This is a genomic window from Granulicella paludicola (assembly GCF_025685545.1).
Taxonomy (GTDB): domain Bacteria; phylum Acidobacteriota; class Terriglobia; order Terriglobales; family Acidobacteriaceae; genus Granulicella; species Granulicella paludicola.
In genome coordinates this window covers 14,058-39,581 of the sequence record NZ_JAGSYC010000024.1, presented here as the reverse complement: position 1 = coordinate 39,581, position 25,524 = coordinate 14,058, and the positions used below count along the sequence as shown (strand labels likewise).

20 protein-coding genes and 1 riboswitch are annotated in these 25,524 nt (G+C 59.3%); of the genes, 7 read left to right on the top strand and 13 right to left on the bottom strand.

The window, feature by feature from the left end; all coding sequences use genetic code 11:
• Window positions 1-59 precede the first annotated feature (59 nt).
• The 8 genes from OHL14_RS09530 to OHL14_RS09495 all read right to left on the bottom strand — a co-directional run bounded on the left by OHL14_RS09530 (window position 60) and on the right by OHL14_RS09495 (window position 8,671).
• The gene (locus OHL14_RS09530) at window positions 60-1,466 is read right to left on the bottom strand and encodes a UDP-N-acetylmuramoyl-tripeptide--D-alanyl-D-alanine ligase (RefSeq protein WP_263379111.1); all 1,407 of its coding nucleotides are present in this window, start codon (window positions 1,464-1,466) and stop codon (window positions 60-62) included.
• On the bottom strand, window positions 1,463-2,962 hold the full coding sequence (locus OHL14_RS09525) for a UDP-N-acetylmuramoyl-L-alanyl-D-glutamate--2,6-diaminopimelate ligase (RefSeq protein WP_263379110.1): 1,500 nt from the start codon (window positions 2,960-2,962) through the stop codon (window positions 1,463-1,465). The genes OHL14_RS09530 and OHL14_RS09525 overlap by 4 nt, the downstream gene beginning before the upstream one ends.
• A gap of 32 nt (window positions 2,963-2,994) precedes the next feature.
• Window positions 2,995-5,334, bottom strand: coding sequence for a penicillin-binding protein (locus tag OHL14_RS09520; protein WP_263379109.1), 2,340 nt, complete (start codon window positions 5,332-5,334; stop codon window positions 2,995-2,997).
• Window positions 5,335-5,377: 43 nt separating this feature from the next.
• Entirely contained in the window at window positions 5,378-5,908 is a 531-nt protein-coding gene (locus OHL14_RS09515; RefSeq protein ID WP_263379108.1) for a septum formation initiator family protein, read from the bottom strand.
• Window positions 5,909-5,910: 2 nt separating this feature from the next.
• Window positions 5,911-6,867: a 16S rRNA (cytosine(1402)-N(4))-methyltransferase RsmH gene (gene rsmH, locus OHL14_RS09510; protein WP_263379107.1), complete on the bottom strand. Its 957-nt coding sequence runs from the start codon at window positions 6,865-6,867 to the stop codon at window positions 5,911-5,913.
• Between the two features lie 100 nt (window positions 6,868-6,967).
• Window positions 6,968-7,405 (bottom strand): division/cell wall cluster transcriptional repressor MraZ, encoded by a 438-nt coding sequence (locus tag OHL14_RS09505; protein WP_263379106.1) that lies wholly within the window; start codon window positions 7,403-7,405, stop codon window positions 6,968-6,970.
• A gap of 412 nt (window positions 7,406-7,817) precedes the next feature.
• Complete coding sequence (locus tag OHL14_RS09500) at window positions 7,818-8,387, bottom strand: DUF2127 domain-containing protein (protein ID WP_263379105.1); 570 nt, start codon at window positions 8,385-8,387, stop codon at window positions 7,818-7,820.
• Window positions 8,388-8,518: 131 nt separating this feature from the next.
• On the bottom strand, window positions 8,519-8,671 hold the full coding sequence (locus OHL14_RS09495) for a hypothetical protein (protein ID WP_263379104.1): 153 nt from the start codon (window positions 8,669-8,671) through the stop codon (window positions 8,519-8,521).
• Between the two features lie 96 nt (window positions 8,672-8,767).
• Between OHL14_RS09495 and OHL14_RS09490 the strand changes: the two genes are divergently transcribed.
• Both OHL14_RS09490 and OHL14_RS09485 read left to right on the top strand, forming a co-directional pair.
• Window positions 8,768-9,325 carry a fasciclin domain-containing protein gene (locus tag OHL14_RS09490; RefSeq protein WP_263379103.1) on the top strand — a complete coding sequence of 186 codons (558 nt, stop codon included), beginning with the start codon at window positions 8,768-8,770 and terminating at the stop codon, window positions 9,323-9,325.
• Between the two features lie 196 nt (window positions 9,326-9,521).
• A complete protein-coding gene (locus OHL14_RS09485; protein ID WP_263379102.1) occupies window positions 9,522-10,031 on the top strand; it encodes an SRPBCC family protein in 510 nt (169 codons plus the stop codon).
• Between the two features lie 58 nt (window positions 10,032-10,089).
• Here OHL14_RS09485 and dxs read toward each other — a convergent pair whose 3' ends face one another.
• A complete protein-coding gene (gene dxs / locus OHL14_RS09480) occupies window positions 10,090-11,961 on the bottom strand; it encodes a 1-deoxy-D-xylulose-5-phosphate synthase (RefSeq protein WP_263379101.1) in 1,872 nt (623 codons plus the stop codon).
• Window positions 11,962-12,118: 157 nt separating this feature from the next.
• Window positions 12,119-13,159, bottom strand: a complete 1,041-nt coding sequence (locus OHL14_RS09475; RefSeq protein ID WP_263379100.1) for a DUF3298 domain-containing protein — start codon at window positions 13,157-13,159, stop codon at window positions 12,119-12,121.
• Between the two features lie 159 nt (window positions 13,160-13,318).
• Here OHL14_RS09475 and OHL14_RS09470 point away from each other — a divergent pair, with 159 nt between their 5' ends.
• Window positions 13,319-14,443, top strand: coding sequence for an alpha/beta hydrolase (locus OHL14_RS09470; protein WP_263379099.1), 1,125 nt, complete (start codon window positions 13,319-13,321; stop codon window positions 14,441-14,443).
• Between the two features lie 83 nt (window positions 14,444-14,526).
• Here the strand turns inward: OHL14_RS09470 and OHL14_RS09465 are convergent, their stop codons facing one another.
• Together OHL14_RS09465 and OHL14_RS09460 are read right to left on the bottom strand one after the other, a co-directional pair.
• Entirely contained in the window at window positions 14,527-15,831 is a 1,305-nt protein-coding gene (locus OHL14_RS09465; protein ID WP_263379098.1) for a dicarboxylate/amino acid:cation symporter, read from the bottom strand.
• Window positions 15,832-15,848: 17 nt separating this feature from the next.
• Complete coding sequence (locus OHL14_RS09460) at window positions 15,849-16,634, bottom strand: YkgJ family cysteine cluster protein (RefSeq protein WP_263379097.1); 786 nt, start codon at window positions 16,632-16,634, stop codon at window positions 15,849-15,851.
• 69 nt (window positions 16,635-16,703) lie between these two features.
• Between OHL14_RS09460 and OHL14_RS09455 the strand changes: the two genes are divergently transcribed.
• The 4 genes from OHL14_RS09455 (at window position 16,704) to OHL14_RS09440 (ending at window position 21,126) form a co-directional block, all read left to right on the top strand.
• Window positions 16,704-17,273, top strand: a complete 570-nt coding sequence (locus OHL14_RS09455) for a YybH family protein (protein ID WP_263379096.1) — start codon at window positions 16,704-16,706, stop codon at window positions 17,271-17,273.
• A gap of 20 nt (window positions 17,274-17,293) precedes the next feature.
• Window positions 17,294-18,811 (top strand): sialate O-acetylesterase, encoded by a 1,518-nt coding sequence (locus OHL14_RS09450; protein ID WP_263379095.1) that lies wholly within the window; start codon window positions 17,294-17,296, stop codon window positions 18,809-18,811.
• A 40-nt stretch (window positions 18,812-18,851) separates the two neighbouring features.
• Window positions 18,852-18,922, top strand: a riboswitch (Fluoride riboswitch).
• 11 nt (window positions 18,923-18,933) lie between these two features.
• Window positions 18,934-20,274: a voltage-gated chloride channel family protein gene (locus OHL14_RS09445; protein WP_263379094.1), complete on the top strand. Its 1,341-nt coding sequence runs from the start codon at window positions 18,934-18,936 to the stop codon at window positions 20,272-20,274.
• A gap of 69 nt (window positions 20,275-20,343) precedes the next feature.
• The gene (locus tag OHL14_RS09440) at window positions 20,344-21,126 is read left to right on the top strand and encodes a hypothetical protein (RefSeq protein WP_263379093.1); all 783 of its coding nucleotides are present in this window, start codon (window positions 20,344-20,346) and stop codon (window positions 21,124-21,126) included.
• A gap of 127 nt (window positions 21,127-21,253) precedes the next feature.
• Here the strand turns inward: OHL14_RS09440 and rpoC are convergent, their stop codons facing one another.
• Window positions 21,254-25,444, bottom strand: a complete 4,191-nt coding sequence (gene rpoC, locus OHL14_RS09435) for a DNA-directed RNA polymerase subunit beta' (protein WP_263379092.1) — start codon at window positions 25,442-25,444, stop codon at window positions 21,254-21,256.
• Between the last annotated feature and the right edge of the window lie 80 nt (window positions 25,445-25,524).

Below are 25,524 nucleotides of genomic sequence, written 5' to 3'. Positions count from 1 at the left end.
TCTTACGCTGCCCAGGCCCTGTGAATCAGCCGTTTCCAGCCAGATCAGCACTGCAGCAATCAAGCTTCCAGCGCTGCCAGCGCGCGCTCCAATCGCACACCACGTGAGGCCTTCAGCAACACAACATCCCCCTCACGCAGATTCTCTTTCATCCATGCGCCGGCCTGCTCTGCGCTGTCGACAAACTCTGCGGCGATGCCCCGCGCTCCAGCGGCTTTTACAAGTTCGCTCGCGAGCCCACGCACGCCGACAACCACGTCAATCTTGGCAGTCGCCGCCGCCGCTCCGCACTCTGCATGGAGCCGAGGTCCTTCTGCGCCAAGCTCCAGCATCTCACCTACGATTAGCACCCGACGCTTCGCATCGGTCTTCTTCAACGCCTCAATCATCGACAGGAGAGCCGTGGGGTTTGAGTTATATGTGTCATTCACAATCTCTGCACCATGCCAGCTGAGAAGGTTGCCACGCTTGTCTGTCGGTCGCATCTGCTCCAACGCAGCCATCGCAGCGAGCATTGGCACACCGCTGCGGCTGGCGACAGCAAACGCGGCCAGCGCATTCAAGACATTGTGCCTTCCAGGCAAACGCAGCACGACGCGCAGCGCAGGACGAGTCGAATCGTCACCGTATGCACCTTCGACGTGCAGATCGAACTCAGTCCCATTCAATCCAAGGTCCTCAATGCTCCTCGCGGAAACAGCACAGCCCTCGCTCGTGCCGTACAGTACGGTGCAGTCTTCTCGACCGTTGGAGAAAGCGCGCACGCGTGCATCATCGCCATTCAAAATAGCAAGGCCACGTTCTGGTAGCGCTTCTATCAGCTCCCGCTTCGCACGAGCGATACCCTCTATCCCGTCAGGAAAAAATTCCGCATGAGCCATCCCGACGTTCGACACCACGCCCCAATCCGGCTCTGCGATCTTCGCGAGCGCAGCAATCTCACCAGCGTGGTTCATGCCCATCTCGAGCACCAGCACTTCGTGCTCTGGCTCCAGTCGCAACAGTGTCAGCGGCACGCCAAAATGGTTATTGAAGTTGCCCTCTGTCTTAAGAACCGAGAACCGAGAACTGAGGGCGGTGGCGATACACTCCTTCGTGGTCGTCTTACCTGCGGAGCCCGTCACCCCGATCACGCGCTTGCCCCAACGCCTTCTGACGGCATGGGCCAGGTTCTGCATCGCCACCAGCACGCAGTCATCGCAATCATCCGGGACCCGCAGCAGCTTTGCTTCATCGAAGTTCGCTGGAGGCAGCCAGCGCTGGCTCACTACTGCAGCCACCGCACCGTTGGCAATCGCTATCTCCACATAGTCGTGACCGTTGACTCGCTCGCCAGTGACGGAAAAAAACAGCTCGCCCGCTCCGATCGTACGTGTATCGATCGAATACCCCACCGCCTCCGCATTCGTATCGAAGATACCTTCAGCGTGAATCCAGTCCGCGATCTGCCCCAGCGCCAACTTCATTTGCCACCCTCTCGCAATACGCGCGCAGCCTCTTCTACATCGTCGAAAGGTACTGGACCACCGGCGAAGATCTGCACCTTCTCATGCCCTTTGCCTGCGAGCAGCACGATGTCCCCAGACTTCGCTGCACCTATCGCAGCAGCAATAGCAGCAGCGCGATCTGGCTCAACTACAAATGTCACACCGGTTTCGCGCACACCAACGAGCACCTCATCAATGATGGCCAAAGGCTTTTCACTGCGTGGGTTATCACTAGTTACAACAACGAAGTCACTGCCATTGCCAGCGGCACGGCCCATCTTCGGACGCTTGGTTCGATCACGATCACCGCCACAGCCGAACAGCGTAATCACGCGACCACGCTGCTCCTTCACGAGATCGCGAGCCAGCGCAATCAAATTGATCAGAGCGTCATCCGTGTGTGCATAGTCCACCACAACAGTGAAACCAGCCACGTCGGAGCCCGGTACCACCTCAAATCGTCCCGGCACCTGGCGAAGACCTTTCGCTCCCGCCGCAATATCATCGACCGACAATCCGCGTGCGAACGCCGCACATCCTGCTGCCAACAGGTTGTACACATTTACTCGGCCAGTAAGCGGTGACGAGATAGCGACTGCCCCATGAGGCGTCTGCCAATTGAATTGAGTCTGCCCGGCCCGCAGCGTGACCTCCGTTGCTCGCCATTTACCAGAGTCGATGCCATACGTCATCAATATCTCACCACAAAACTCGCGGCACATATCATCGCCGCGCGGATCATCAAGGTTGATCACCGCAACCCGGGGCGACGCTGCTCCCACCCCCGCAAATAAACGCGCCTTCGCTGCAGCATACCTCTCCATCGTCCCGTGATAGTCGAGGTGGTCCTGCGTCAGGTTCGTGAACATCGCCACGTCCACCGGCAGTCCCCACACGCGCTCCTGATCCAGCGCATGGCTGCTCATCTCCATCACAGCTTCCGTGCAACCCGTGCGAACACCTTCCGCAAATAACGCCAGCACATCGCGGCTCTCGGGAGTTGTGTGTTCACTCTCGCGCACTTCGCCGGCTACATGCGTCTCGATGGTGCCGAGCAACACGCACTTGCGCCCTGCACTTTGCAGCAATTGCTCCAATAGGAACGCTGTCGTAGTCTTGCCGTTCGTGCCTGTCACGGCACTCAGCTTCAGCACCTTTTGTGGATCACCAAAGACTCTCGCACTCACCTCAGCCAACGCACGTCGACCATGCTCCACAAGAGCCAGAGCAAGCTCCGGCTGCTGCGAACGCAGATCTACAAAAACCTCGAGCGAGTCCGTCACGACGGCAGAGGCACCCTTTTGAAGTGCTACATCGATATACTTGTTACCATCGGTCGTCCCACCGCGCATAGCGACAAACACATCGCCCGCACTCACACGTCGTGAGTCATATTGAACGCCATGCACGTCCACATCGCCGCGACCGGACGTGTGTACCGCCTGCATCGCCGCAATCACTTCACTCCATCTCATACGACGATCCTAGCTCATCAATCTTCTAGTTTTTAGCGTGCAAATCGCACAACGACCTCAGTGCCCATCGGTACCATCGTGCCTGCTACCGGAGCCTGTTCGTGCGCCACACCACTGCCCACTGTCTGCACATGCAGTCCCGCGATCCCAGCCTTTTCCACCACATCGCGCAATGCTGCCCCGCTGAAGTCCGGCACCGCTACACGCTTGCCGCTATCGACATACACAGAACCCTTGGGCTGCGCCTGCACTGCTGGCTTCACATCTGGCGGCTGCACCTTTGCCTCGCGCGTGTTCGCATCCGGCATCACCGAAGTTGTATCGCCATTCGCATGGAACGCGGCGAGCACTTTGTCCGGCAGATTTGTCCATGCGTGTTTTGGCGCGGGGGACTGCTGGGCAACAGCTTCCTTCTCCGCTGCGGCCTGTGCGTTCTGTGCCATGGCTGCTGCGTTTGCGGGCTGGCGCAACGGATCATCTGCCGGCAGACTGTTCACTTCGTCGAACAGCGCATTCAGATCACCCACCTGCGCATCCTGCGTGTCATCCGTGTCCGCCGTCTTGGCAGCTTCCATCATCTGCTGAGGAGTCTTCACTGCCTGATCATGAGGCACACCGAGATACTCAAGCACCTGTTGCGCCACGTCATGAAACACCGGCGCGCTCACAGCAGCTCCGTACAAGCTGCCGACCGTCGGCGTATCGATGACCACCGTCACGCTGATCGCCGGATTATTCACTGGGGCGAACCCTGCAAAACTCGCAACCAGTTTCGTGTGTGAGTAAGCGTGTGTCGCTGGGTCTACCTTGTTTGCCGTGCCCGTCTTACCCGCGGAGCTGTAGCCGTTCAGCTGTGCAGCCTTGCCCGTGCCTTCTTCCACGATGCCCTGCATCATCGCCCGCATCTTCGCTGCCGAGGTCTCCTTGATGACACGATGCGCTCCCTCCGGCAGCTGCGCAGGCAGGTGATCTGTAGGCCGGAAAGGCTCAGCCTGCAACTTAGCTTCGCTCTTCATTCCATCGCTCTCTTGCAGAAGGACGTGCGGTGGCATATAGACGCCACCGTTCGCAATCGTCGACACCATCGTCACAAGCTGCACAGGTGTCACCGCAATCTCCTGCCCAATCGCGAGCGAACCGATGCTGGTCGCGGTCCAGCGCTTCGGCTTCTGCAGTAGACCGCGCGTCTCACTCGGCAGTTCGATGCCCGACCTATCGCCGAAACCATACGACCGCATGTAGTCGTAGAATTTCTGTGGCCCAAGCTTCAGCGCGAGCTTTACCGCTGCCACGTCGCTCGACTTCTCCAACGCCTTCTGCACCGTCACACGGCCCATACCGGCATCGCTCTTGTCGTCGTGGATCAGACGCCCATACAGATTGATCACACCACCCTGGCAGTCGACAATTTCCGTGGGCTCGACGCCAGCAGCATCGACGGCAGCGGAATAGGTCACAAGCTTGAACGTCGACCCAGGCTCATAGACATCGCTCACCGCAAGATTTGTCAGAACGCTCGCATCCATATGCCGCTTGTCGTTGGGGTTGAAGCGCGGACTGATCGCCAGTGCAAGGATTTGTCCAGTGTGCGGGTCCTGCACAACGACCGTTCCATGCGCCGCCTTCACCTTCGCCATCTGCGCATCCAACGCCTGCTCCGCCATGTATTGGATGTTCGAATCGATGCTCAGCATCAGGTTCGCACCCGGCTCCGGATCGCTCTGCACTGACCCCATCACATGCCGTTTCGCATCGATGGCCGTCAGCACATGCCCGGGCTGCCCGTGCAGCTCTTCATCGAACTTCAACTCCATGCCGCCGAGGCCATTGTCATCCGTGCCAACATAGCCCAGCATCTGCGCGCCTTCTTCTCCGTTCGGATAGAAGCGTTTGAATTCTTTTTGAAAATAGATGCCCTTCAGATTCAGTTCTCGCACGCGTGTCGCTGTATCCGCATCCACCTTACGGGCGATCCATGCAAAGTTGCGCTGCGCGTTCAGCCGACCTTGTATCTGCGACTCGCTCGTAAACTTCTCTGCAGGGTCTATGTGTACGATCTTCGCCAGCAACTGGGCGTCGCTGTCTTTGTTGTCACCCAATTCACTCGGCACGGCGTAGATGCTGTCCACCAGCACCGTCATCGCCATCTCGCGCAGGTTGCGGTCGTAAAGTACACCTCGCCGTGGAGCTACCTCGAAGGTCCGTTGCTGCTGCTTTTCAGCGCGCTCCGCAAACTCAGAGTGCCGCCAGATCTGCAGCCACGTTAAGCGAGCGCCAATGACGCCTGCCCATACGCAAAAGAAAAACGCCACCCAGACAAAGCGCACTCTGCGGATCGGTGCGGTCAGTGTCTTGCGTGGCGGCGTCTTCATTGTTACTTCCTATTGGGTCTTTGTGATAACACTCCGATTAGCGCTAGTTCGCCGACATTACGGGCACGTGCGCCTGTGCCAGTACGGGCTGCCCATCGAGTGGGCCTTCCTGGCGAACAACCTGCCCCGGCATCGGCTGCTGCATTCCCAGTTGCCGAGCCAGCGCATCGATGCGGCCCGGATCGCTAAGTTCTGCCTGCTGCAATCGCAGTTGACGATTGTCCTCACGCATCTGCTCAACCTGCTGCTTCTGCGCCTCGACGTTGTAGCCAACCTCGATCGCGGAGAAGTGCTGCCAGACGTACACCATGGTCAGCGCGAAGAACAGGCTCATCACCAGGGTGAAGCGCTTCATCTCGGCACGGCGATCGGGATCGTCCGCCTTCACCAAGCGGCTATTGTCCAAGTGCTTGGTGAAGAACATCTCGGGCGTAGGTCCACGACGGCGAGCCTGCTGCTGCTCAAAGAGTTCGCGGTTGCGCTCCGCCACGCTCAACGCGCGGCGAACAGCACTGGCCGACTGGCGGCGTCCCTGCATCTGCTCCATCTCTTGTCCCATCACCATCGTCGCCATGCCTACCGCCTCCGGTATTTGTTGCTTGTTCTTTGCTGACTACTGCTTACCTTGCCTTGCTTCACTTCCAACTTTTCAGCCGCACGCAGCTTCGCGCTTCTCGACCGCGGATTCCGCAGCGACTCCTGTTCCGTCGCCACTACCGGCTTCCGCGTCAGCACATCAAGGCGTCCATCCGCTGCTGCCTCTTTGAACTTGTCCTTCACCAGCCGGTCTTCCAACGAGTGAAAGCTGATCAGCACCACTCGACCACCCGGCTTCAACAGAGACTCCGCGCTCTTCAGCAGCGATTGAATCTCGCCCAACTCATCATTCACGCGAATACGAAGTGCCTGGAAGGTCCTGGTCGCCGGATGAATCTTCTCGCCTTTTATTGGCGGGGCGCAGGCCGAGACGATTCGAGCAAGTTCTGCTGTCGTCGTCACCGGCCGCGCCCGCACAATAGCTCTGGCGATTCTCCGCGACCTCCTTTCCTCTCCGTATTCGTAAATCAGATTGGCGAGGTCTTCCTCGTCAACCTGATTTACCACTTGTTCGGCCGTCAGCTCGCTGCGCGGATCCATCCGCATGTCCAGCGGCCCATCGGCCCGAAAACTAAAACCTCTGTGCGCCTGATCCAGCTGCATGCTGCTCACACCAAAATCAGCAAGCAGACCATCCAGCGACTCCGGCTTCAGCACCTCGGCAATATCCGAGAACGGCCGCGGCACAAACTCAACCGTCGGCATCTCTCCGCCAAGCTCTTCGGCAAGCTCTGCCAGCCTTACCTTGGCCTTCGCCATCGCCTGCTCATCGCGGTCGAACGCGATCAGCTTGCCTTGCGGTCCCAGCCTGCGAGCGATCGCTGAGCTGTGTCCCGCAAATCCGAGGGTCGCGTCACAAACCACGCCGCCGCGGCGCACATTCAAATACTCCAAACTCTCCTCTAAAAGAACCGGTACATGTTGCGGTTCAGCCATATCGTCCGCCTCATGCGCTTCACTAAGAAGCTGTCCATCAAAACTTGAACTTGGGATTCGTGTCGTTCTGAACCCGTCGTGCTGCCGGGATCGTGCCTGCTTACATTCCCGGAATAGCCAGTGCCGCAAAGTCCGCGCCCGTCAGCGGAGCCGATTTCAGCTTCGCCAGTTGTTGCTCGTCGTTCACCGCTGCAATTCGGTTCTGCAGTCCCAGCACGGCAAGCTCGCCTTCAAGCCCGGCCTTCTCGCGCAGGTTCTGCGGAAGTAGCAATCGTCCCTGAGAATCCATCTCGACCACTCCACCGAAATAGTTGGTGAAGTTCAGGAACCGCGTCTTTTCGTCGCTCGATGGCCGTTCCGCCATCGTCGCCTCTATCTTTTCCCACTCCGGCATCGGGAAAATCTCCGCCCGCTCACCGTCGAAACTCGTAATAAAGAAGCTTTGTCCGTACTTCTCGTCAAACAGGCGCTTGAACTCGGCAGGAACCTTGAGTCGGCCCTTCTCGTCCACGCGCGCTAGATGGCTTCCACGAAGCACCTCAAAACCTCCGAAGGTACCTAGCCGAAGACTCGCTTTTCGTAGTCTGCTGCCGTACCATCGCTACAGATGGTTAGATTTTGTGGCCTGCTCCAACTTTCGCCACTTTCTACCACTTGCTTCCACTTCAGAATCGCTGGGATTCCTCTCGCTGGCAAGCGAAAACTTGACAGTTCGGAACTCTTTTTCCACTGAAAATGTGGAAAAGACAAAATGTAGACGTAGCCTAGCCCCACACCACTACAGCTAGTGTTATCTCCTCTGAGTCGTCCCTACTTGCTCAATTGCCAGAGCTGCGACCTTCTGCTAAGGCGATGAAAAAGCGAAAGTCGAGGCCTGTTTCAGAATTTAGTATCGAATGACCTTATCGTCTTGATTGTGACGGGCGTGCCCACTGCACGCGCAACCCCGGCTACTGGCGAGCCAGTTCGGCATCTTGGGTGCGCTTCAGCTTCAGCACCCATAACAGGTAGCCAAGCACAGCCAAGTTGATCGCCATCACGCCCACCTTCAGCCACGTGAAATGATCCATCAGCTCGTACACCTCAATTGGAATCCCCAGCAAAGTAACGAAGACCGTAAAGTATTCGGCCCACACCCGTCGCATCACGAGCCCTGTACCTTCGATCAGGCACAGCAGAGCGTAACCAATCGTCAGCATGCTGAACTGCCGCAGCTGATGGCTCTGCACCAGGTCAGCTTTGTCCATCAGAATGCTGGCCAGATGACTTTCGGGGTCGATGATTCGCTGCGCATCGATCAGTTGCGCTACAAACTCGCCAAAGTTGTGATGAAGAAACCGTAACGCGCCGATCCCGATCACGCCGAAGAATACAGTCTTGCTCAGCTTATACAGGCCCACCAGCCACAGGCCGCGTGCATGCTCATCACGACTTCCCAATTGGGAAAGCTCTTCTTTGAGCATCTCGCACCCCATCTCCGCCGGTAGCACTTCCTGCTGATTCAAGGCCCGCGTCTCCATCGAAACTCCGCTCCTGAACTCTAGTTGAAGTGGCTGCCTCGGCTTTGTCAACAGTACCAGCGGTTAACGTTCTCTCCGAACTCATACACTCACCACACAAAAGGCCACATCAGTAAGACGTCCAATCATTGCTAACTGTTACCTGACTTGGATCGACCCATGGCACGCAGGTAAGTCGGCATACGTTCGCTGTTGTCCGATTCCGCTTCTGATGACATCATTGCAATCCCCCATTCCGTTGCGCCCGACAACAACATCGCGAACGCCGCAATCCAGATCGGCATAGACTCCGTTCTGTCCATGTGTGCCTTTGCATCCGGAGCGAAGGCAACCAAGCGGATGATTCATGACCGCAAATCTGCTCCTCGAAGGAAAACACTATGAAGAAGTCTCTGCTTACATTGATGGCCGCTGCTACGCTCGCCATTACCTCCTTCGGCGCCTCTGCTCAGAAGGCCGACCCCACCGTCGGCGGCGCTGAGATGTTCCCCACCAAGACCATCGTCGAGAACGCAGTCAATTCGCCGATCCACAAGACCCTCGTCGCAGCCGTCAAGGCAGCGGGCCTGGTCGACACGCTCAACAGCCCCGGGCCCTTTACCGTTTTCGCACCGACTGATGATGCCTTCGCCAAGCTCCCGGCTGGCACCGTCGATACACTCGTGAAGCCTGAGAACAAGGCGACACTCGTCAAGATCCTCACCTACCACGTTGTCCCCGGCAAGATCTCTTCGAAGGAACTCATCAAGATGATCAAGAAGGGTGGCGGCACCTACTCCGCAAAGACTGTTGAGGGTGGCATGCTCACCTTCACACTCGACATGGGTAAGGTCAAGATCACCGATGAAAAGGGTGGCTCTGCTTATGTCACCACTGCGGATGTATTCCAGTCCAACGGCGTGATCCACGTGATCGACTCCGTTCTGATGCCCAACTAACAACGCCTGTAAGACTGAGCGACTAAGCCTCCCTGGCAAAAGCGGCGTCCCTTGCGGACGCCGCTTTTATTTGTTTCGCCACAACTTCAGACCGCATCGTCTCTTCTGAATAAATCTCCACAAAAGTCGCCCCGCATCAACAGGCTCGCAAAGCGTTCGGCTTGCACCGCACTCTATCCTCTACACTCGGTCTCATATGCGATTCCACTTCAAGGCCGAGCAGCAACTCAACTATCCGCTCGAGACGGTCTTCGCATTCTTCGCGGACCCCGATAACCTGCCACGTCTGATGCCTGCATGGCAGGACGCCCGGATTGAGGCCGCTACCTTTATCGCTCCGCCACCATCGCCGGAAGCGTTCCCGGGCTCTGACAGGATCATTGCAGGCACTGGCACGCGCCTCACGCTCACCATCAGACCGATTCCCTTCTCACCCATCCGCACAAAATGGGAAGCCTCTATCGAAAACTTCACTTGGTTGCGCGGCTTCTGCGACACGCAACTCAGAGGCCCATTCAAGTACTGGCGCCATTGCCACACTCTGACGGCCAACACATCGGGTACGCACCTGATCGACGCCGTGGAGTACGAACTTCCCTTGGGCCCCCTCGGCTCTCTCGCGAACAGTCTCTTCATCCGCCGACAGCTCGCCGCGACCTTCGCCTATCGTCAAAAGCGCACCCTCGAACTTCTCGCTGCAAATTGATCTCAAGTCAAGGTAAAGGCCCGCATCATTTCGATGCGGGCCTTTACTTGCGGTGCTTCTAACTCACCACAGCGTGCTTCAAATGCGGTCGCACTCTTACCAGCGCAGCCTCAGGCGTCAGCCCATACTTCGCGCGCAGATCTTCAGCTTTGCCGTGTTCGATGAACTGGTCTGGCCATCCAACGCGCACAACCGGCACCTCGAGTTCTGCTCCACTCAGAGCCTCCAGGACCGCCGAACCAAACCCGCCCGCCAGCACATGATCTTCCATCGTCACCAGGACGCCGCACTTGCGCGCGTACTTCGCCACGCAGTCCACGTCGAGTGGCTTCGCAAACCGAGCATTGATCACCGCCGCGCTCTGCCCTTCCGCAGCGAGGAGCTTCGCAAGCTTCGTCGCCTCTGCCACCATGTTGCCGAGCGCGAAGATCGCGATATCGCTGCCGTCCTGCAGCACCTCGGCCTTGCCAATCTCCAACGCCACCGGAACGTCCTTCAGCACCGACCCCGGACCAATCCCACGCGGATAACGGATTGCGCTCGGCCCCTTGTGCTCCAACGCTGTCTGCATCATGTCCTGCAGCTCATCCTCGTCCTTCGGATCCATGTGGATGATGTTTGGAATCCCGCGTAGATAGCTAATGTCGAACAGACCATGATGTGTCGGCCCATCATCGCCGCTCAGGCCACCGCGGTCCATGCAGAAGACCACCTGCAGCTCCTGCAGTGCCACATCGTGCACGATCTGATCGAATGCCCTCTGCAGGAACGTCGAGTAGATCGCGCAGAACGGCTTATATCCCTTGGTCGCCATACCAGCCGCAAACAGCACAGCATGCTCCTCTGCGATACCCACATCAAAATACCGCTTTGGATGCATCGGACGGAACAGATCGAGAGCCGTGCCATTCGGCATCGCCGCCGTGATCGCGACGACCTTATCGTCCACGTTGGCTAGCTTGGTCAACGTCTCAGCAAACACTTCCGAGTAGGTCTTCTGAGGCGCAGGCTTCGTCGCTCCCGTCTCAGGATCGAACGAGCCGAGGCCATGAAACTTCTTCTGCTGCTCCATCGCCGGAGCAAATCCACGACCCTTCTGCGTCAGTGCGTGAAGGATCACTGGCTTGTTCTGCGTCTTAAGAAATTTGAACGTCTCAATCAGCATCGGCAGATTGTGTCCGTCAACCGGCCCGTAGTAATTCAGCCCAAACTCTTCAAACAACATGCCGCGACCCACGATGCCCTTCGCAGCCTCTTCCGCCTTGCGTGCAAGATGCGCAGCCGCGCGTCCACCGAATTTTTCGATCAGCCCCGTCGCGCGATCGTGCAGATTCACGTATGTCGGGTTCGTCGCAATCTTGTGGAAGTACTCCGCAATCGCCCCGACATTCTTATCGATCGACCACTCGTTATCGTTCAGAATGATGAGCATCTGTTTCGTCGAGGCCACGTTGTTCAACGCCTCGAAGCTGATGCCATTGGTGAACGCCGCGTCACCTGCGAGCGCAACAATCTTCTCCGTGCCGCCGCTCATGTCGCGCGCGACCGCCATGCCCAGCGCAGCGCTCAGAGCTGTGCCTGCATGCCCCGCACCGAACGAATCATGCTCACTCTCCGTGCGCAGCATAAAGCCGTTCAAACCACCCGGCTGTCGAATCGTATCAAATCTGTCTTCGCGTCCCGTAAGCAGCTTGTGGACGTAGCTCTGGTGGCTCACATCGAACACAAAGCTGTCCCGCGGCGTATCGAAAACGTAGTGCATCGCGATGGTCAGCTCCACGACCCCGAGGTTCGGACCGATATGTCCGCCCGTCTTCGCGACGTCCTGGATCAGACGATCGCGAATCTCCTCAGCCAGCCGTTCCAGCTCAACCATCCCCAGCTTCTTTACATCTGCCGGCGATTTAATCTTCCGTAAATACTCACTCATTATGATCAGAGGTCCCAGCTCAGTCGCGGCGCGTCAACAGCGTCGCTCGCAGCATCCAACCAGTGTATCAATCCTGCCTGACCTGGAACTGTCCAGCTTTGGCGATATCAAACGGATTGGCCTATAGGACATAAGACGATCTCTCTTCAGCGTGCGATTACTTCGGCAGCTCAAACCCCACCGCCAGCATCCCCTTCAGCGTTGCCCATGGCGCAGTCACCGGTTCTGCCGGGTCCATCCGTGGCGTCACTGAGTACTCAGGGAAACTGATCGTCATCCCCGTCCCATCCATCGTCCAGTTCTCTGGATTCAATACAACCTCATCCAGCGTCTTCTGGAATTCCTTTCCCACGTACTCCTCATAGTCCTTCCCGATCTGGATCTTCAACGAAGCGCGGCACCGCCTCTCCAGAGCACTCTCCCACCCTGTCCCCGGAAGAAACACATCGGAAGTCTTTAGCTTGCGGCCATCCTTCAGCAACCAGTGAAACTCATGCGTTGCCTCCCCCGGATGAGCAGCCCCATGGCCCATACCTTCGATCGACACCTGCGTCGACACAATCCCTCCGCTGATCGCATCCACTGTCGCCGTCACCTCGGTTTCGGAGTCCGCAGCCCACTCCTTCTTCCATGGCTGATCAAGCTCGCCCGTGCCGCCGGCCTCCTTCTGCGTCTCCGCCAGCACCTCGGCATTCCAGGCCTTCCACTCCGGCGCATCCGTCAGCGCCTGCGGCCAGCTCACGTGCAGAGTCCCGAACCCCGGGTTCTCTTCGATGTCCTTATTGCCTATGTCGTCCGCGCTGTCCCTGGTTAGCAGCGTCTTCTCCAGCATCACGAACTTGACGCCGCCTTTACTCACCACCATCTTCTGCAGCGTGACTGTCCGCTCCTTGTACATCCGCTTCAGGCACGTCGTGAAGTTCTCCTGAAACGCCGGCTTATGCGCGCAGGCATTCTCCAGCGACCGCAGCCAGCTCGCCTCACCCTCGCGGATCGTCACCTTCGCATCCGGCGGCAGAGCACTCATCACCTGCTTATAAGCCGCCGCCAGTCGATCGTCAGCGAGACTCAGCGACGAATCCGCACACACAGCCTTCTCCACATTTGTAGCGGCCTTTTCGCAATCGAAGCTCTGTGCCCCACCTGCCGCGCTCAACACAATCCATACAGACAGAAAAACTACATACCTGCAGCCCATCAACGATCTCCCGCACTCAAACTCGCAGCCTTTATGACGTTCCTTTGTACGCTCTATTTGGCGACGCTGGCTCCTGCGTCCATTATTCCCTACGCTCTATTCCTCACTCCCGGGCTATGCCTATTCCCTACTCCTCGCTTTTCCCATACGATGTACCGCATGACAACTCGGGTCACCTCTCTCTTCATCGCCATCTTCGGCGCTACGCTCCTCGTTGCCACCGCCCACGCACAGCAGACGGTTCTGCCGCTCTGGCCGCACGGCGCACCTGAGCCGCCGATGACCAGCGACGCGGAGGTCGACGTCACCAAGCCCACCGACGGTCTCTTCAATGGCAAGCGCTCGCAGCGGCTCACCAACGTCTCCAAGCCGACCCTCACCGTTTACTCTCCGGTGCCCTCGAAGGACGCTCACGTTGCCGCGCTCGTCTTTCCCGGCGGCGGTTACGTTCGACTCGCGTGGAATGGTGAAGGCACGGACACCTGTGACTGGCTCACCTCGATCGGCGTCACGTGCCTGCTCGTGAAATATCGAGTGCCACAGCCTGAAGGTTCCGCAGGCCACTACCCGACCGACCCCGCCGACCTCGAAGACGCGCAGCAGGCCATGCGCATCGCCCGCGCTCATGCCTCCGAGTGGCACTTCTCGCCTGACCGCATCGGCGTCGTCGGTTACTCCGCTGGCGGCAACCTCGCCGTCCTGCTCAGCACCCACCCGGACGATGCGCACATCTTGTCCACCGCTGCAGCTCCAGACGTACCCACCGTGAACGGTACGCCTCGGGATGCTCGCCCTAACTTCGCCATCGTCGCCTACCCGGCCTATCTCACCGACGATCCCACCGAAAAAGAGCTCAACCCCGTCTACACGCCGAACAAGTTCACGCCGCCTACCTTTGTCTTCCAGGCAGAGAACGATAAGACCTACGGCCGCAACGCCATCGTCTATTACCGCGCGCTTATGGACGCTCACATCCCCGCTGAGCTTCACTACTTCGCCTCAGGCGGTCACGGCTTCGGCGTCCACCCTATAGGAACTCCTGCAGAGCACTGGACCCGCATGGCCACCTTCTGGATGCACACCAGCGGCATCCTCCCCAGTGAGAACACGAAGCCCGGTCCCGTCAGCAGTAGTAGCCCGAACGCTCCCACCAGCACCGGCGGATCCCCCTGCACGCTGGAGTCACTGCCCACCACAAACACCACCCCCGCAGGCGGCAACCCGGCCAAACCAGGCTCCGTCAACAACCACACCTCCGACCCAACAAACCCCTGCCCGCAGTAGTACCGTGAGACGAAGAAGGCCCGGTCTGTAAAGACCGGGCCTTCTTCGTTATCTAACGACTGTCTCGCAAATCAGATGACTCTCTAAGCCTCAACACCCTCCAGCACAGCCTCACTCGGTAGCTCCGTCCCGAACTCACCCTCCCACTTAGCCACCACTGCACTGGCCAGGCAATTCCCAATCACGTTCACCATCGTGCGCGCCATATCCATCAGCACATCTACGCCGAGAATCATCGCCACCGGCTCCAGGGGCAGATGGAACGTCGCAGCCGTCGCCAGAATCACCACCATCGTTGCGCGCGGCACTCCTGCTACACCCTTGCTGGTCAGCAGCAGTGTCAGCATCATCGCCAGCTGCTCGCCAATCGACATATGAATTCCGCCAGCCTGCGCCACAAATATCCCCGCCACCGCGAGGTACAGCGTCGAACCATCGAGATTGAAGCTGTAACCCGCCGGAATCACGAACGCCACTATGCGCCGAGGCACACCCAGCGCCTCCATATTCTCCATCGCCGTCGGCAGCGCAGCTTCACTCGTTGCCGTCCCGAAGGCAATCGTCGCGGGTTCTGCAATCGCCTGGATAAACCGCATCACCGGTATGCGGAACAGCAGCATGATTGGCAGCAGCACCAGCAGCAGAAAAGCGATCAAAGCCCCATACAACGTCAGCAGCAGTTTGCCCAGGTTCACCAGAACGCCAAGCCCGCTGTGACCGACGGTATATGCAATCGCCGCGCACACCGCCAGCGGTGAAAGATACATCACCACATTCGTGAACTTGAACATCACCTCGCTCACGCTCTCGAACAGCTTCACCACCGGCTCGCGCTTCTCCTCCTTCAATTGAGATAACGCAATGCCAAAGAACACCGCAAACACCGCGACCTGGAGAATCTGCCCTTCCGCCACGCTCTTCGCAATGTTCTCGGGAAACACATGCAGCAGAAAGTCATCCCAGTGCATCGGAGGAGCGGCGATGACGCCTGCAACGGGAGAAGCAGCCGTGCCAGCATCGACACCCACACCTGCCTTGCTCACATTGATCGCAATCAGTCCGATCGCAAGCGCCAGCGTCGTCACCACCTCGAAGTAGATCAGCGACTTGATCCCAATGCGCCCAACACTCTTCAAGTCGCCATGCCCGGCGATGCCCACCACCAGCGTTGCGAGAATCAGCGGAGCCACAATCGTCTTGATCAGCCGCAGAAAGATGTCTGAAAACACACGCAGCTGCACCGCGACATGCGGTAGATCGCAGCCGAGCTCAAGCCCTACCACCATGCCCACAAATATCCACGGTGTAAGGCTCTTCCGTCGCCAGGCGAACGCAGCCAGTACCGCAATGGCAATGCAACGAAGCACAACCCACAAAACATGACTCATGCGCGAAGCATAACAGCTTACGCCGTGCCGCACTGCTCCAGAAACGCCGCGAGTAGCTTAGGTCCGCCAGCCTCAAAGCTGTCTCCAGGCCGCGCTCCCATCTTCATCCACGCCATCAGAAACACGAGAGGAATCCAGCCATTCACCTCGCCCGGCAGCATCCTGCCCGCGCGGTACAGAGCACTGCTCAGGGTCACCGGCATTGGCACAATCTTCACCGTCTCCGGCGTCGGATGCGAGCAGCACTCCGCAGGAGACGTCACTAGGTATTCACGGCAGATCAGCGGGCGATTGGGATGGATGCTGCACGACTCATCCTGTAAAAAAGGACACGCCACCCCTTGTCGCACATACTCCTGTCCCATGACTTTTCGCTCCTCAAGACTCAAATCTTTCAGCTTCGCCGGATCGAGTTGCTCCAGGAACCCCGTCGACGCGAACGTCCGCAAGGCATGATCAAATCGCTGTTGCAGTCCTACCTGCTGCTCTTGCGACAGGCTTCGAATCCACTCTGCCATCGCCTCTGCTTCGAACAAGCTGATCGGCACCAGCTGTCGGCAACACGCTCCACAACCGGCTTTGCAGGAGATCGCATGGCCCTCCTCCTCTACTTGCCCCACCACCGCCCCAATGATGCTTGACGACAAGCCCTGCAGCACCGGCAGCAGCTGCGTCAGCGTCACCTTCGCCGTGGGCACAATGGCCTCGGCATGGACCTTGCCTTCGCCCAGCGCAAGAGTGAACTCGACATGCACCTCATCCGGCTGACTCCCTGCGTCAGACATCTCGGTGGAAGCGTTCATGATGCGGAAGTATAGCCGGATTTGCCGCTCACTTACATCACAAACCACAGCCTCGATACAATCGCCAGCATGAAGCCTTTCGCGATCCAGCGCGTTCCCACCTTCGCTGTTCTACTTCTGATCGTGACGGCGCCGACGTCTCTCGCCGACGCTGCACAGAACCAGGCCACGCTGCCCGGCATCAGCGCCGCTCCGCTAGGCAAGGGTCCCACGCTGAGTCCGCTCACCATGCCCACCCTCTCGCCCGGCGAGATCGAACTCGTCAAGCTCGAAGGTCAGTTCTCCGACGCCACCATCGCTGGAGGCGGCAAAGCCTTCGCCGCCTGGTTCGCCGAGGACGGCGTCACGCTGCAGAACGGCAAGCCGCCTGTCCGGGGCCGCGCAGCCATCGCCGCTGCTGCCGTCTGGGACCCAAAGGATTACCAACTCGCCTGGTACGCCGAAGGCGCCCAGATGTCCCCCGGTGGCAACAGTGGCTTCACTTGGGGACATTACACCGCCACCGCCAAAGACAAGAACGGCCAGCCCGTCACACTCTCCGGCCGCAATATCACCGTCTGGAAGAAGGTCGCCGGACAGTGGAAGGTCGCGCTCGAAGCCAGCGCTGACGACGCGCCCGGCTTTCTACCCACACCCTAGATATCTCTCCGAGGTTCCCCATGCGCCTGCTCTATGCCGCAGCTCTAACACTGTGCTTTTCGCCCGTCCTTCAGGCAGAAGTCCGCCTTCCCAACGCCATCTCCGACCACGCTGTGCTGCAGCGCGGTGGCCCCATTCACCTCTGGGGATGGGCCACACCGGGAGCGCATCTGACGGCGCACTTTCACCAGCAGACCCTCGCCGCTGAAGCGAACGCGCTCGGTAAGTGGAGTCTCTATCTCAATCCCGAATCGGCGGGCGGACCGTACACACTCACGATCACTGGCGACGGCCCTGAAAAGACCGTCTCCGATCTCCTCGTGGGCGATGTCTGGCTCGCCTCCGGTCAAAGCAATATGGAGTTTCCTCTTGCCGGTTTCTTCAACGCGGTCATGAACGACAGCGAGAAAGAGATCGCTGCAGCGACCAACCCTAAGCTGCGACTCCTCCTCATCACTCGCAAGAGCTCCGACTTCCCGCTCAACGACGTCGGTGGAACCTGGACGCAATGCACACCGGCCACCGCCAAGGAGTTCTCCGCCGTCGCCTACTTCTTCGGTCGCGAGATCGCCGCCCACGAGAACGTACCCATAGGTCTCATCGACAGCACCTGGGGAGGAACACCCGCCGATTCGTGGACCAGCCTCGACACACTCGGCAGCGATCCCGCTCTGCTGCCCGCCTTCGCCAGCCGTGCTACTTTCGCCGCATCCATCGCAGACTCCAACGCCATCAATGCCGCCGAAACACGCGAAAACGACGAAGCCAAGTCCAGTGGCAAGCCCGCGCCTAAACACCCCTGGCACCCCGACCCGACTTCATGGTTACCCGCCGGCCTCTACAACGGCATGATCGCGCCGCTGACGCCGATGAGCCTCAAAGGCTTTCTCTGGTATCAGGGTGAGACCAACTCGGCGCACGATCGCGCCCCCTACTACGGTCGACTTTTCAGCTCCATGATCGGCGACTGGCGCGCCCACTTCGCGCAAGGTGATCTGCCGTTCCTCTATGTGCAGATCGCCAGCTTCAACTCACCCGAGGAAGACTGGGGCACCGTTCGCGACCAGCAGCGCCGATCGCTCGCCGTCGCCAACACAGCAATGGCCGTCACACTCGATGTCGGCCAGTTCGACAACGTCCACCCGCCAGACAAGAAAACCGTAGCCGCACGCCTTGCCTTGGCCGCTCGCACACTCGTCTACGGAGATCACGTAAACTACCTCGGCCCGACGTTGCACCAGGCCACCCCTGAGTCACAGCGCGACGGCGGCGCCGCGATGCGCGTCTGGTTCGATCACGCCGAAGGCCTCATGACCCACAGCAAATCGCTCAACAGCTTCGAGATCGCCGGAGCCGACCACCACTTCGTCCCCGCACAAGCCACCATCCAGGGCACCACCGTCCTCGTCCACGCAAAGTCTGTCGCGGCTCCCATGTACGTCCGCTTTGGCTGGCAGGGCTATGTCGCCGACAACCTCTACAACGCCGATGGTCTGCCCGCCTCCACCTTTACGTCTGAACAGTTTCTGCCTCGCTAATGCGTTGACTCTGCTTTTTCTCGCTGCTACGCTTGAGCTATCAAATCAAGGCGATGGGGTTCGCCGCAGACGCCCGACCTCACGGTCGGTGCTGATGACTCCTACATCTCAAAGGAGACCCATTGCCCAAAACCTCCCTCCGCAACTCCCTTCGCGAACAGTCGCTGATGCTCGTCGAGCTCGGTCGCTGGATCCCCATTGCGTCCCTCGTTGGCCTCATGGCCGGAGCCGCCTCCGCGCTCCTGCTCTGGTCCCTTGACCTCGCCACGCGACTCCGCGAAGCTCACACTTGGCTCATCCTCCTGCTCGCGCCCGCTGGCTGGCTGGTTGGCCTCATGTACGCACGCTTCGGCGCATCCGTCGTCGCAGGCAACAATCTGCTCCTCGAAGAGATTCACAAGCCGAAGGACACGATCCCCGCCCGCATGACGCCGCTGATCCTCATCGGCACCTTTATGACGCATCTCTTCGGCGGCTCCGCGGGCCGCGAAGGCACCGCCCTCCAGACCGGTGCCTCGCTCGCTGACCAACTCTCAAAGCCGCTCCGTCTCGCTCCGCATGAACGCCGCACGCTACTGATGGCAGGTATCGCCGCTGGCTTCGGCTCCGTCTTCGGAACTCCGCTTGCCGGCGCTGTCTTCGGCCTCGAAGTCCTCGCCTTCGGCCGCATCGACTACACCGCCATCGCTCCGTGTTTCCTCGCAGCCGTCGTCGGAGACCTCGTCACCCACCAGATCCTCACCCGCATTCACATGGGCCACACCCACTACCCCGTCTCCGATATCCCGCCCATCACCGCGCTAGGAATCCTCTACGCGGTCCTCGCAGGCATCGTCTTCGGCCTGGTCGCAATGATCTTCGCCAAGCTCACCCACGCCATCGCGCACTTCGCCAAGAACCACATCCCCAGCGCCCCGCTGCGTCCCTTCATCGGAGGCCTGCTGATCACCACAGTCGTCTTCGCTCTCGGCACAGCCCACACGCTCAAGTACCTTGGCCTCGGCATCCCTACCATCGTCGGCTCGTTCACCGGCAAGGTAGCTCCATGGGACTTCGCTGCAAAAACCCTCTTCACCGCCGTCACGCTCGGCTTCGGCTTCAAAGGCGGCGAGGTCACGCCTCTCTTCTACATCGGCGCCACGCTTGGCAACGCCCTCTCACATCTCATCCCGCTCTCTCCCTCGCTGCTCGCTGCGATGGGCTTCGTAGCCGTCTTCGCCGGAGCCGCCAACACGCCCATCGCCTCTACGCTGATGGCCGTAGAACTCTTCGGCGCAGAAGCCGGAGCCTATGCAGGCATCGCCTGTGTCATCGCCTACCTCTTCTCAGGCCACGCAGGCATCTACACCTCGCAGCGTGTCGGCAGCAGCAAGTTCATCGCCCAAAAGCACGAAGAAGGCCTCGCACTCGCAAGCCTCACCCAGCAGCGCGAGGTCGCCGCCTCTGAGAATTTATCGAACTGATTCCGCGCCATCCTCCCATTTGCATCTGAGTAGAGTGAATGCGGAAAAGCCGCGCGGAGGCAGGGATACATGAAACTCGTAGGTGCGGGATTAGCCATCATGCTGGCGGCAGGGGCAGCCCATAGCGAACCAATCACCGTAAAGCACACGCTGGGAGCAGAGCGCGGTTTCCTCGTGGTCCGTTCCGAGACAGGCAAGCAGCTCGGCGATGGTGAACTCATCCAGTACGCAACAGGCGACGAAGTCCACACCACACTCACCTTCCGCTTTCTGGACGGCTCCGTGGATGAAGAGACCACCGTCTTCCGTCAGCACGGCACCTTCCAGCTAGTGCGCGATCGCCACGTACAGCACGGACCCTTCTTCAAGGAAGACACCGACATCACCGTCGAAGCGGCAACCGGCATGGTCACCGTGAAGACCACCAACAAAAAGGGCGAGACCAAGACCGAGTCCAACCACATGGATCTGCCCAACGACGTCGCTAACGGCATGGTCGGCAGCCTCGTTCTCAACGTGAGCCGAGACGCTGCCTTCAGCGTGGGCATGGTAGCGACCACAGATAAGGGCCGTCTCATCAAACTCGACTTCACCAGCACGGGCGAGCAGTCCTTCCGCATCGCAGGCCGCACACGAAAGGCCACCGTCTTCCGCATCCACCCAAACCTCGGCGGAGTCGCCGCAGTGATCGCCCCCATCATCGATAAACAGCCCAAAGACATCATGCTGTGGGTCTTGGAAGGCGACGTCCCAGCCTTCATCCGAGAGGTAGGCCAACTCTCCCAGGGCGGCCCCGTCGTAAGCATCGAGTTCGCCGGAACAAGCTTCGGACATTCAGCCACGAAGAAGTAACCTGTAGATCCGTAAGGTATCCGCTGAAACACATAGGCTATGCTTGCGATCGGTGAACCAGATCTTCACGCAAAAACGGGCGGACTCTCTCGAGTCCGCCCGTTCGTAGTTTCGATTGTGATAGCGCCTATTCGGCAGCCATCTCTTCCTGTTCGCCTTCCATGCGCATCTGTTCCAGCTCGCGCTCTTCGGCTTCGATCGCCGCAGTGACCTCCTGCTGCACCTGAGCTGCCGCCTCTTCCAGCTCGGGGGAGAGCTGGATGTTGCGGTAGTACAGCATGCCCGTACCGGCAGGGATCAGGCGACCCACGATGACGTTCTCCTTCAGGCCGCGCAGTGTATCGACAGAGCCATTGATCGAAGCCTCTGTAAGAACACGCGTGGTCTCCTGGAAGCTCGCAGCCGAGATGAAGCTATCGGTCGAGAGCGACGCCTTCGTGATACCCAGCAACAGCGGACGGCCGATGGCCGGACGGCCACCTTCGATCAGCACGCGCTGGTTCTCAGCGTTGAAGCGGAAGCGGTCGATCTGCTGCTCGAGCAGGAAGTTGGAATCGCCAACCTCTTCGACCTTCACCCAGCGCAGCATCTGGCGGACGATTGTCTCGATATGCTTGTCCGAAATGGACACGCCCTGGAGACGGTAGACCTCCTGGATCTGGTCGACGAGATACATCTGCAGCTCGCGCTCGCCCAGCACCTCAAGGATGTCGTGCGGGTTACGAGGTCCGTCGATCAGCGCATCACCGGCACGAAGGCGCTCGCCTTCCTGCACGTTGACGTACACACCGCGAGGAACGCTGTACTCCTCTTCCTGGCCGTTGTCCGCAGTGACGTACACCTTACGTTGTCCCTTGCTGACATCGCCGAAGCGAACCACACCGTCGATCTTCGAGATGATCGCCGGATCACGCGGCTTACGTGCCTCGAAGAGCTCGACCACGCGCGGCAGACCGCCCGTGATGTCCTTCGTACGAGTCGTTTCACGCGGGATCTTCGCGAGGATATCGCCCGGGTTGACCTCATCGCCGTCCTGCACCATAAGGTGAGCACGCGACGGCATCAGGTAACGCTTTGTACCCTTTGCCGACTTGATGATGATCATCGGCTGGCGCTTTTCATCGCTGGACTCGCCGACGACGAGACGCGAAAGGCCTGTGACCTCGTCGATCTCTTCGTTCAGCGTGACGCCTTCCTGCAGGTCCTTGAACTGGATCGTGCCGGCGATTTCCGTCAGGATCGAGAACGTGTAGGGGTCCCACTCGCCGATCACCTGGCCGAGTTTGACTGCCTCACCGTCTTCTACCTTCAGCTTCGCGCCGTACACAATCGCGTAGCGCTCTTTCTCACGGCCCTTCGCATCGATAACGGCGATTGAGCCGTTACGGTTGAAGGCCACCAGGCCACCTTCCTTGCTGCGGACGGTGACGAGGTTGATGAAGACGACCTTACCGTCGTTCTTCACCTCGAGGTGAGAAGCATCCGCCGAACGCGAAGCCGTTCCACCTACGTGGAAGGTACGCATCGTCAGCTGGGTGCCAGGCTCGCCGATGGACTGCGCTGCGATAACGCCGACAGCCTCGCCCATCTCGACCATCTTGCCAGAACCGAGGTTACGGCCGTAGCACAGAATGCAGCATCCGCGCTTCGATTCGCAGGTCAGCACCGAGCGGATCTTCACCTTCTCGATACCCGCAGCCTGCACAGCCGACGCCTTCTCTTCGTCGATCTCTTCGTTGATCTCGACGATCGTCTTGCCCTCGAAGTCCTTGAGCTTCTCGAGCGAGACGCGGCCGATGATACGGTCACGCAACGGCTCGATGGTCTCACCGGCTTCGATGATCGGCATCACGTAGATGCCTTCGACCGTGCCGCAATCCAGCTCCGAGATGATCACGTCCTGCGCGACGTCGACAAGACGACGCGTGAGGTAACCCGAGTCAGCGGTCTTCAGCGCCGTATCCGCGAGGCCCTTACGAGCACCGTGGGTCGAGATGAAGTACTGCAGAACGGTGAGACCTTCGCGGAAGTTTGCAGTGATCGGCGTCTCGATGATCTCGCCCGAGGGCTTGGCCATCAGTCCGCGCATACCGCTCAGCTGACGAATCTGCTGCTTCGAACCACGCGCACCGGAATCGGCCATGATGTAAATCGGGTTCATGGTCCCTTCCTTGTCCGCGCGCTTCATGTTGTTGAACATGTCGTCGGCGACCTTCTCGGTCACACCCGACCACATCTGCGTCACCTTGTTCGAACGCTCAAGGTTCGTGATGGAGCCGTCGAGGTACTGCTGCTGCATCGCGATGACCTGCTTCTCAGCCTCATGTACAACGGTGTACTTCGAAGCCGGGATGACCATGTCATCCAGGCCGACCGACAGACCCGAGCGCGTGGCGTACTGGAAGCCAAGCTCCTTGATGTTGTCGAGCGAGTGCACCGTAACCTCGAGACCGAGGTTCAGGTACAGGTAGTTGATCAGCTGACCGATGCCCTTCTTCTTCAGCAGGCCGTTCACATACGGCATGCCCTCAGGCAGACGGTCGTTCAGGATCGCGCGACCGACGGTCGTGTTGATGAACTGCTTGTTGAACTCCACAGCCTCGGTGTGCAGAATGTCCTGATCGTCATAAGCGACGGTCATGTCGAGCACGGGGCCGGTGTAGCGCAGACGGATCGGCGTGAGCGTCTCGACCTGCTTGGCCTCGAGCGCCATCAGCACTTCCTCGATGTTCGCGAACACGCGGCCTTCGCCCTTGGCGTTGACCTTGGCCTTCGTGAGGTAGTACAGACCCAGCACGAGATCCTGTGTGGGCACCGTGATCGGGTTACCGCTCGCGGGCGAAAGGATGTTGTGCGAAGCCAGCATCAGCACGGACGCTTCAATCTGCGCCTCCGGGCTCAGCGGGATGTGCACTGCCATCTGATCACCGTCGAAGTCGGCATTGAACGCCGTGCAGACGAGCGGGTGGATCTTGATGGCCTTACCTTCAACCAGCACCGGCTCAAACGCCTGAATACCCAGGCGATGCAGTGTCGGGGCGCGGTTCAACAATACGGGATGGTCCTTGATGACCTCTTCGAGGATGTCCCAAACGATCGAATCCTGCTGCTCCACCATCTCCTTGGCCTGCTTGATGGTCGTGCAGTGACCCGTCTGTTCCAAACGGTGATAGATGAACGGCTTGAAGAGCTCGAGCGCCATCTTCTTGGGAAGACCGCACTGGTGCAGCTTCAGCTCGGGTCCAACCACGATCACCGAACGACCGGAGTAATCCACGCGCTTACCGAGAAGGTTCTGGCGGAAACGACCCTGCTTGCCCTTGAGCGTATCCGAGAGCGACTTCAGCGGACGGTTGTTCGCACCACGGAGAACGCGGCCACGGCGACCGTTATCGAACAGAGCGTCGACGGCCTCCTGCAGCATGCGCTTTTCGTTACGCACGATGACCTCAGGTGCGTGCAGGTCCATCAGCTTCTTCAGGCGGTTGTTACGGTTGATCACGCGGCGGTACAGATCGTTCAGATCCGACGTAGCGAAACGGCCACCGTCCAGCGGCACCAGCGGGCGCAGCTCAGGCGGGATCACGGGGATCACGTCGAGGATCATCCACTGGGGCTTGTTGTCCGAACGCTTGAACGCCTCTACAACCTTCAGACGCTTCGCATACTTCAGCTTCTTCTGCAGCGAGGTCTCAGTCTTCATGCGCTCGCGAAGCTCAATCGACAGCTCAGCAATCTCAACGCGCTTGAGCAGTTCCTTGATCGCTTCGGCACCCATCATCGCCTTGAAGCCAGAGGGGCGATACTGCTGGTCGAGCTCGCGGAAGCGGTTCTCGTCCTTGATGACCTCGCGCTCCTTCACGGGCGCGTCGCCTGGATCGACCACGACGTAGCTCTCGAAGTAGAGAACTGCCTCGAGCTCGCGGAGCGAGATGTCTAGCAGATGGCCGATACGCGAGGGCAAGCCCTTGAAGAACCACACGTGCGAGCAGGGCGAAGCCAGCTCGATGTGGCCCAGGCGCTCACGGCGAACCTTGGACAGGGTGACCTCAACGCCGCACTTGTCGCAGATCACGCCGCGGTGCTTCATGCGCTTGTACTTGCCGCAGAGGCACTCCCAGTCGGTGATCGGTCCAAAGATGCGCGCGCAGAACAAACCATCGCGTTCAGGCTTGAAGGTGCGGTAGTTGATGGTCTCCGGCTTGGTGACCTCACCATGCGACCACGAGCGGATCTTCTCGGGGCTGGCGAGCTGAATCTTGATTGAGTCGAAGTCCGTGATCGGACCCGTTGCTTCAAAGGGACTGGAGCGGAACATGTATTTTCTCTCCGTTGCAGTGCTTAGCTCGATGCCAACTTTTTGTTTCGCCCTGTCGGTACTCTAAGGGCCTGTTGCGA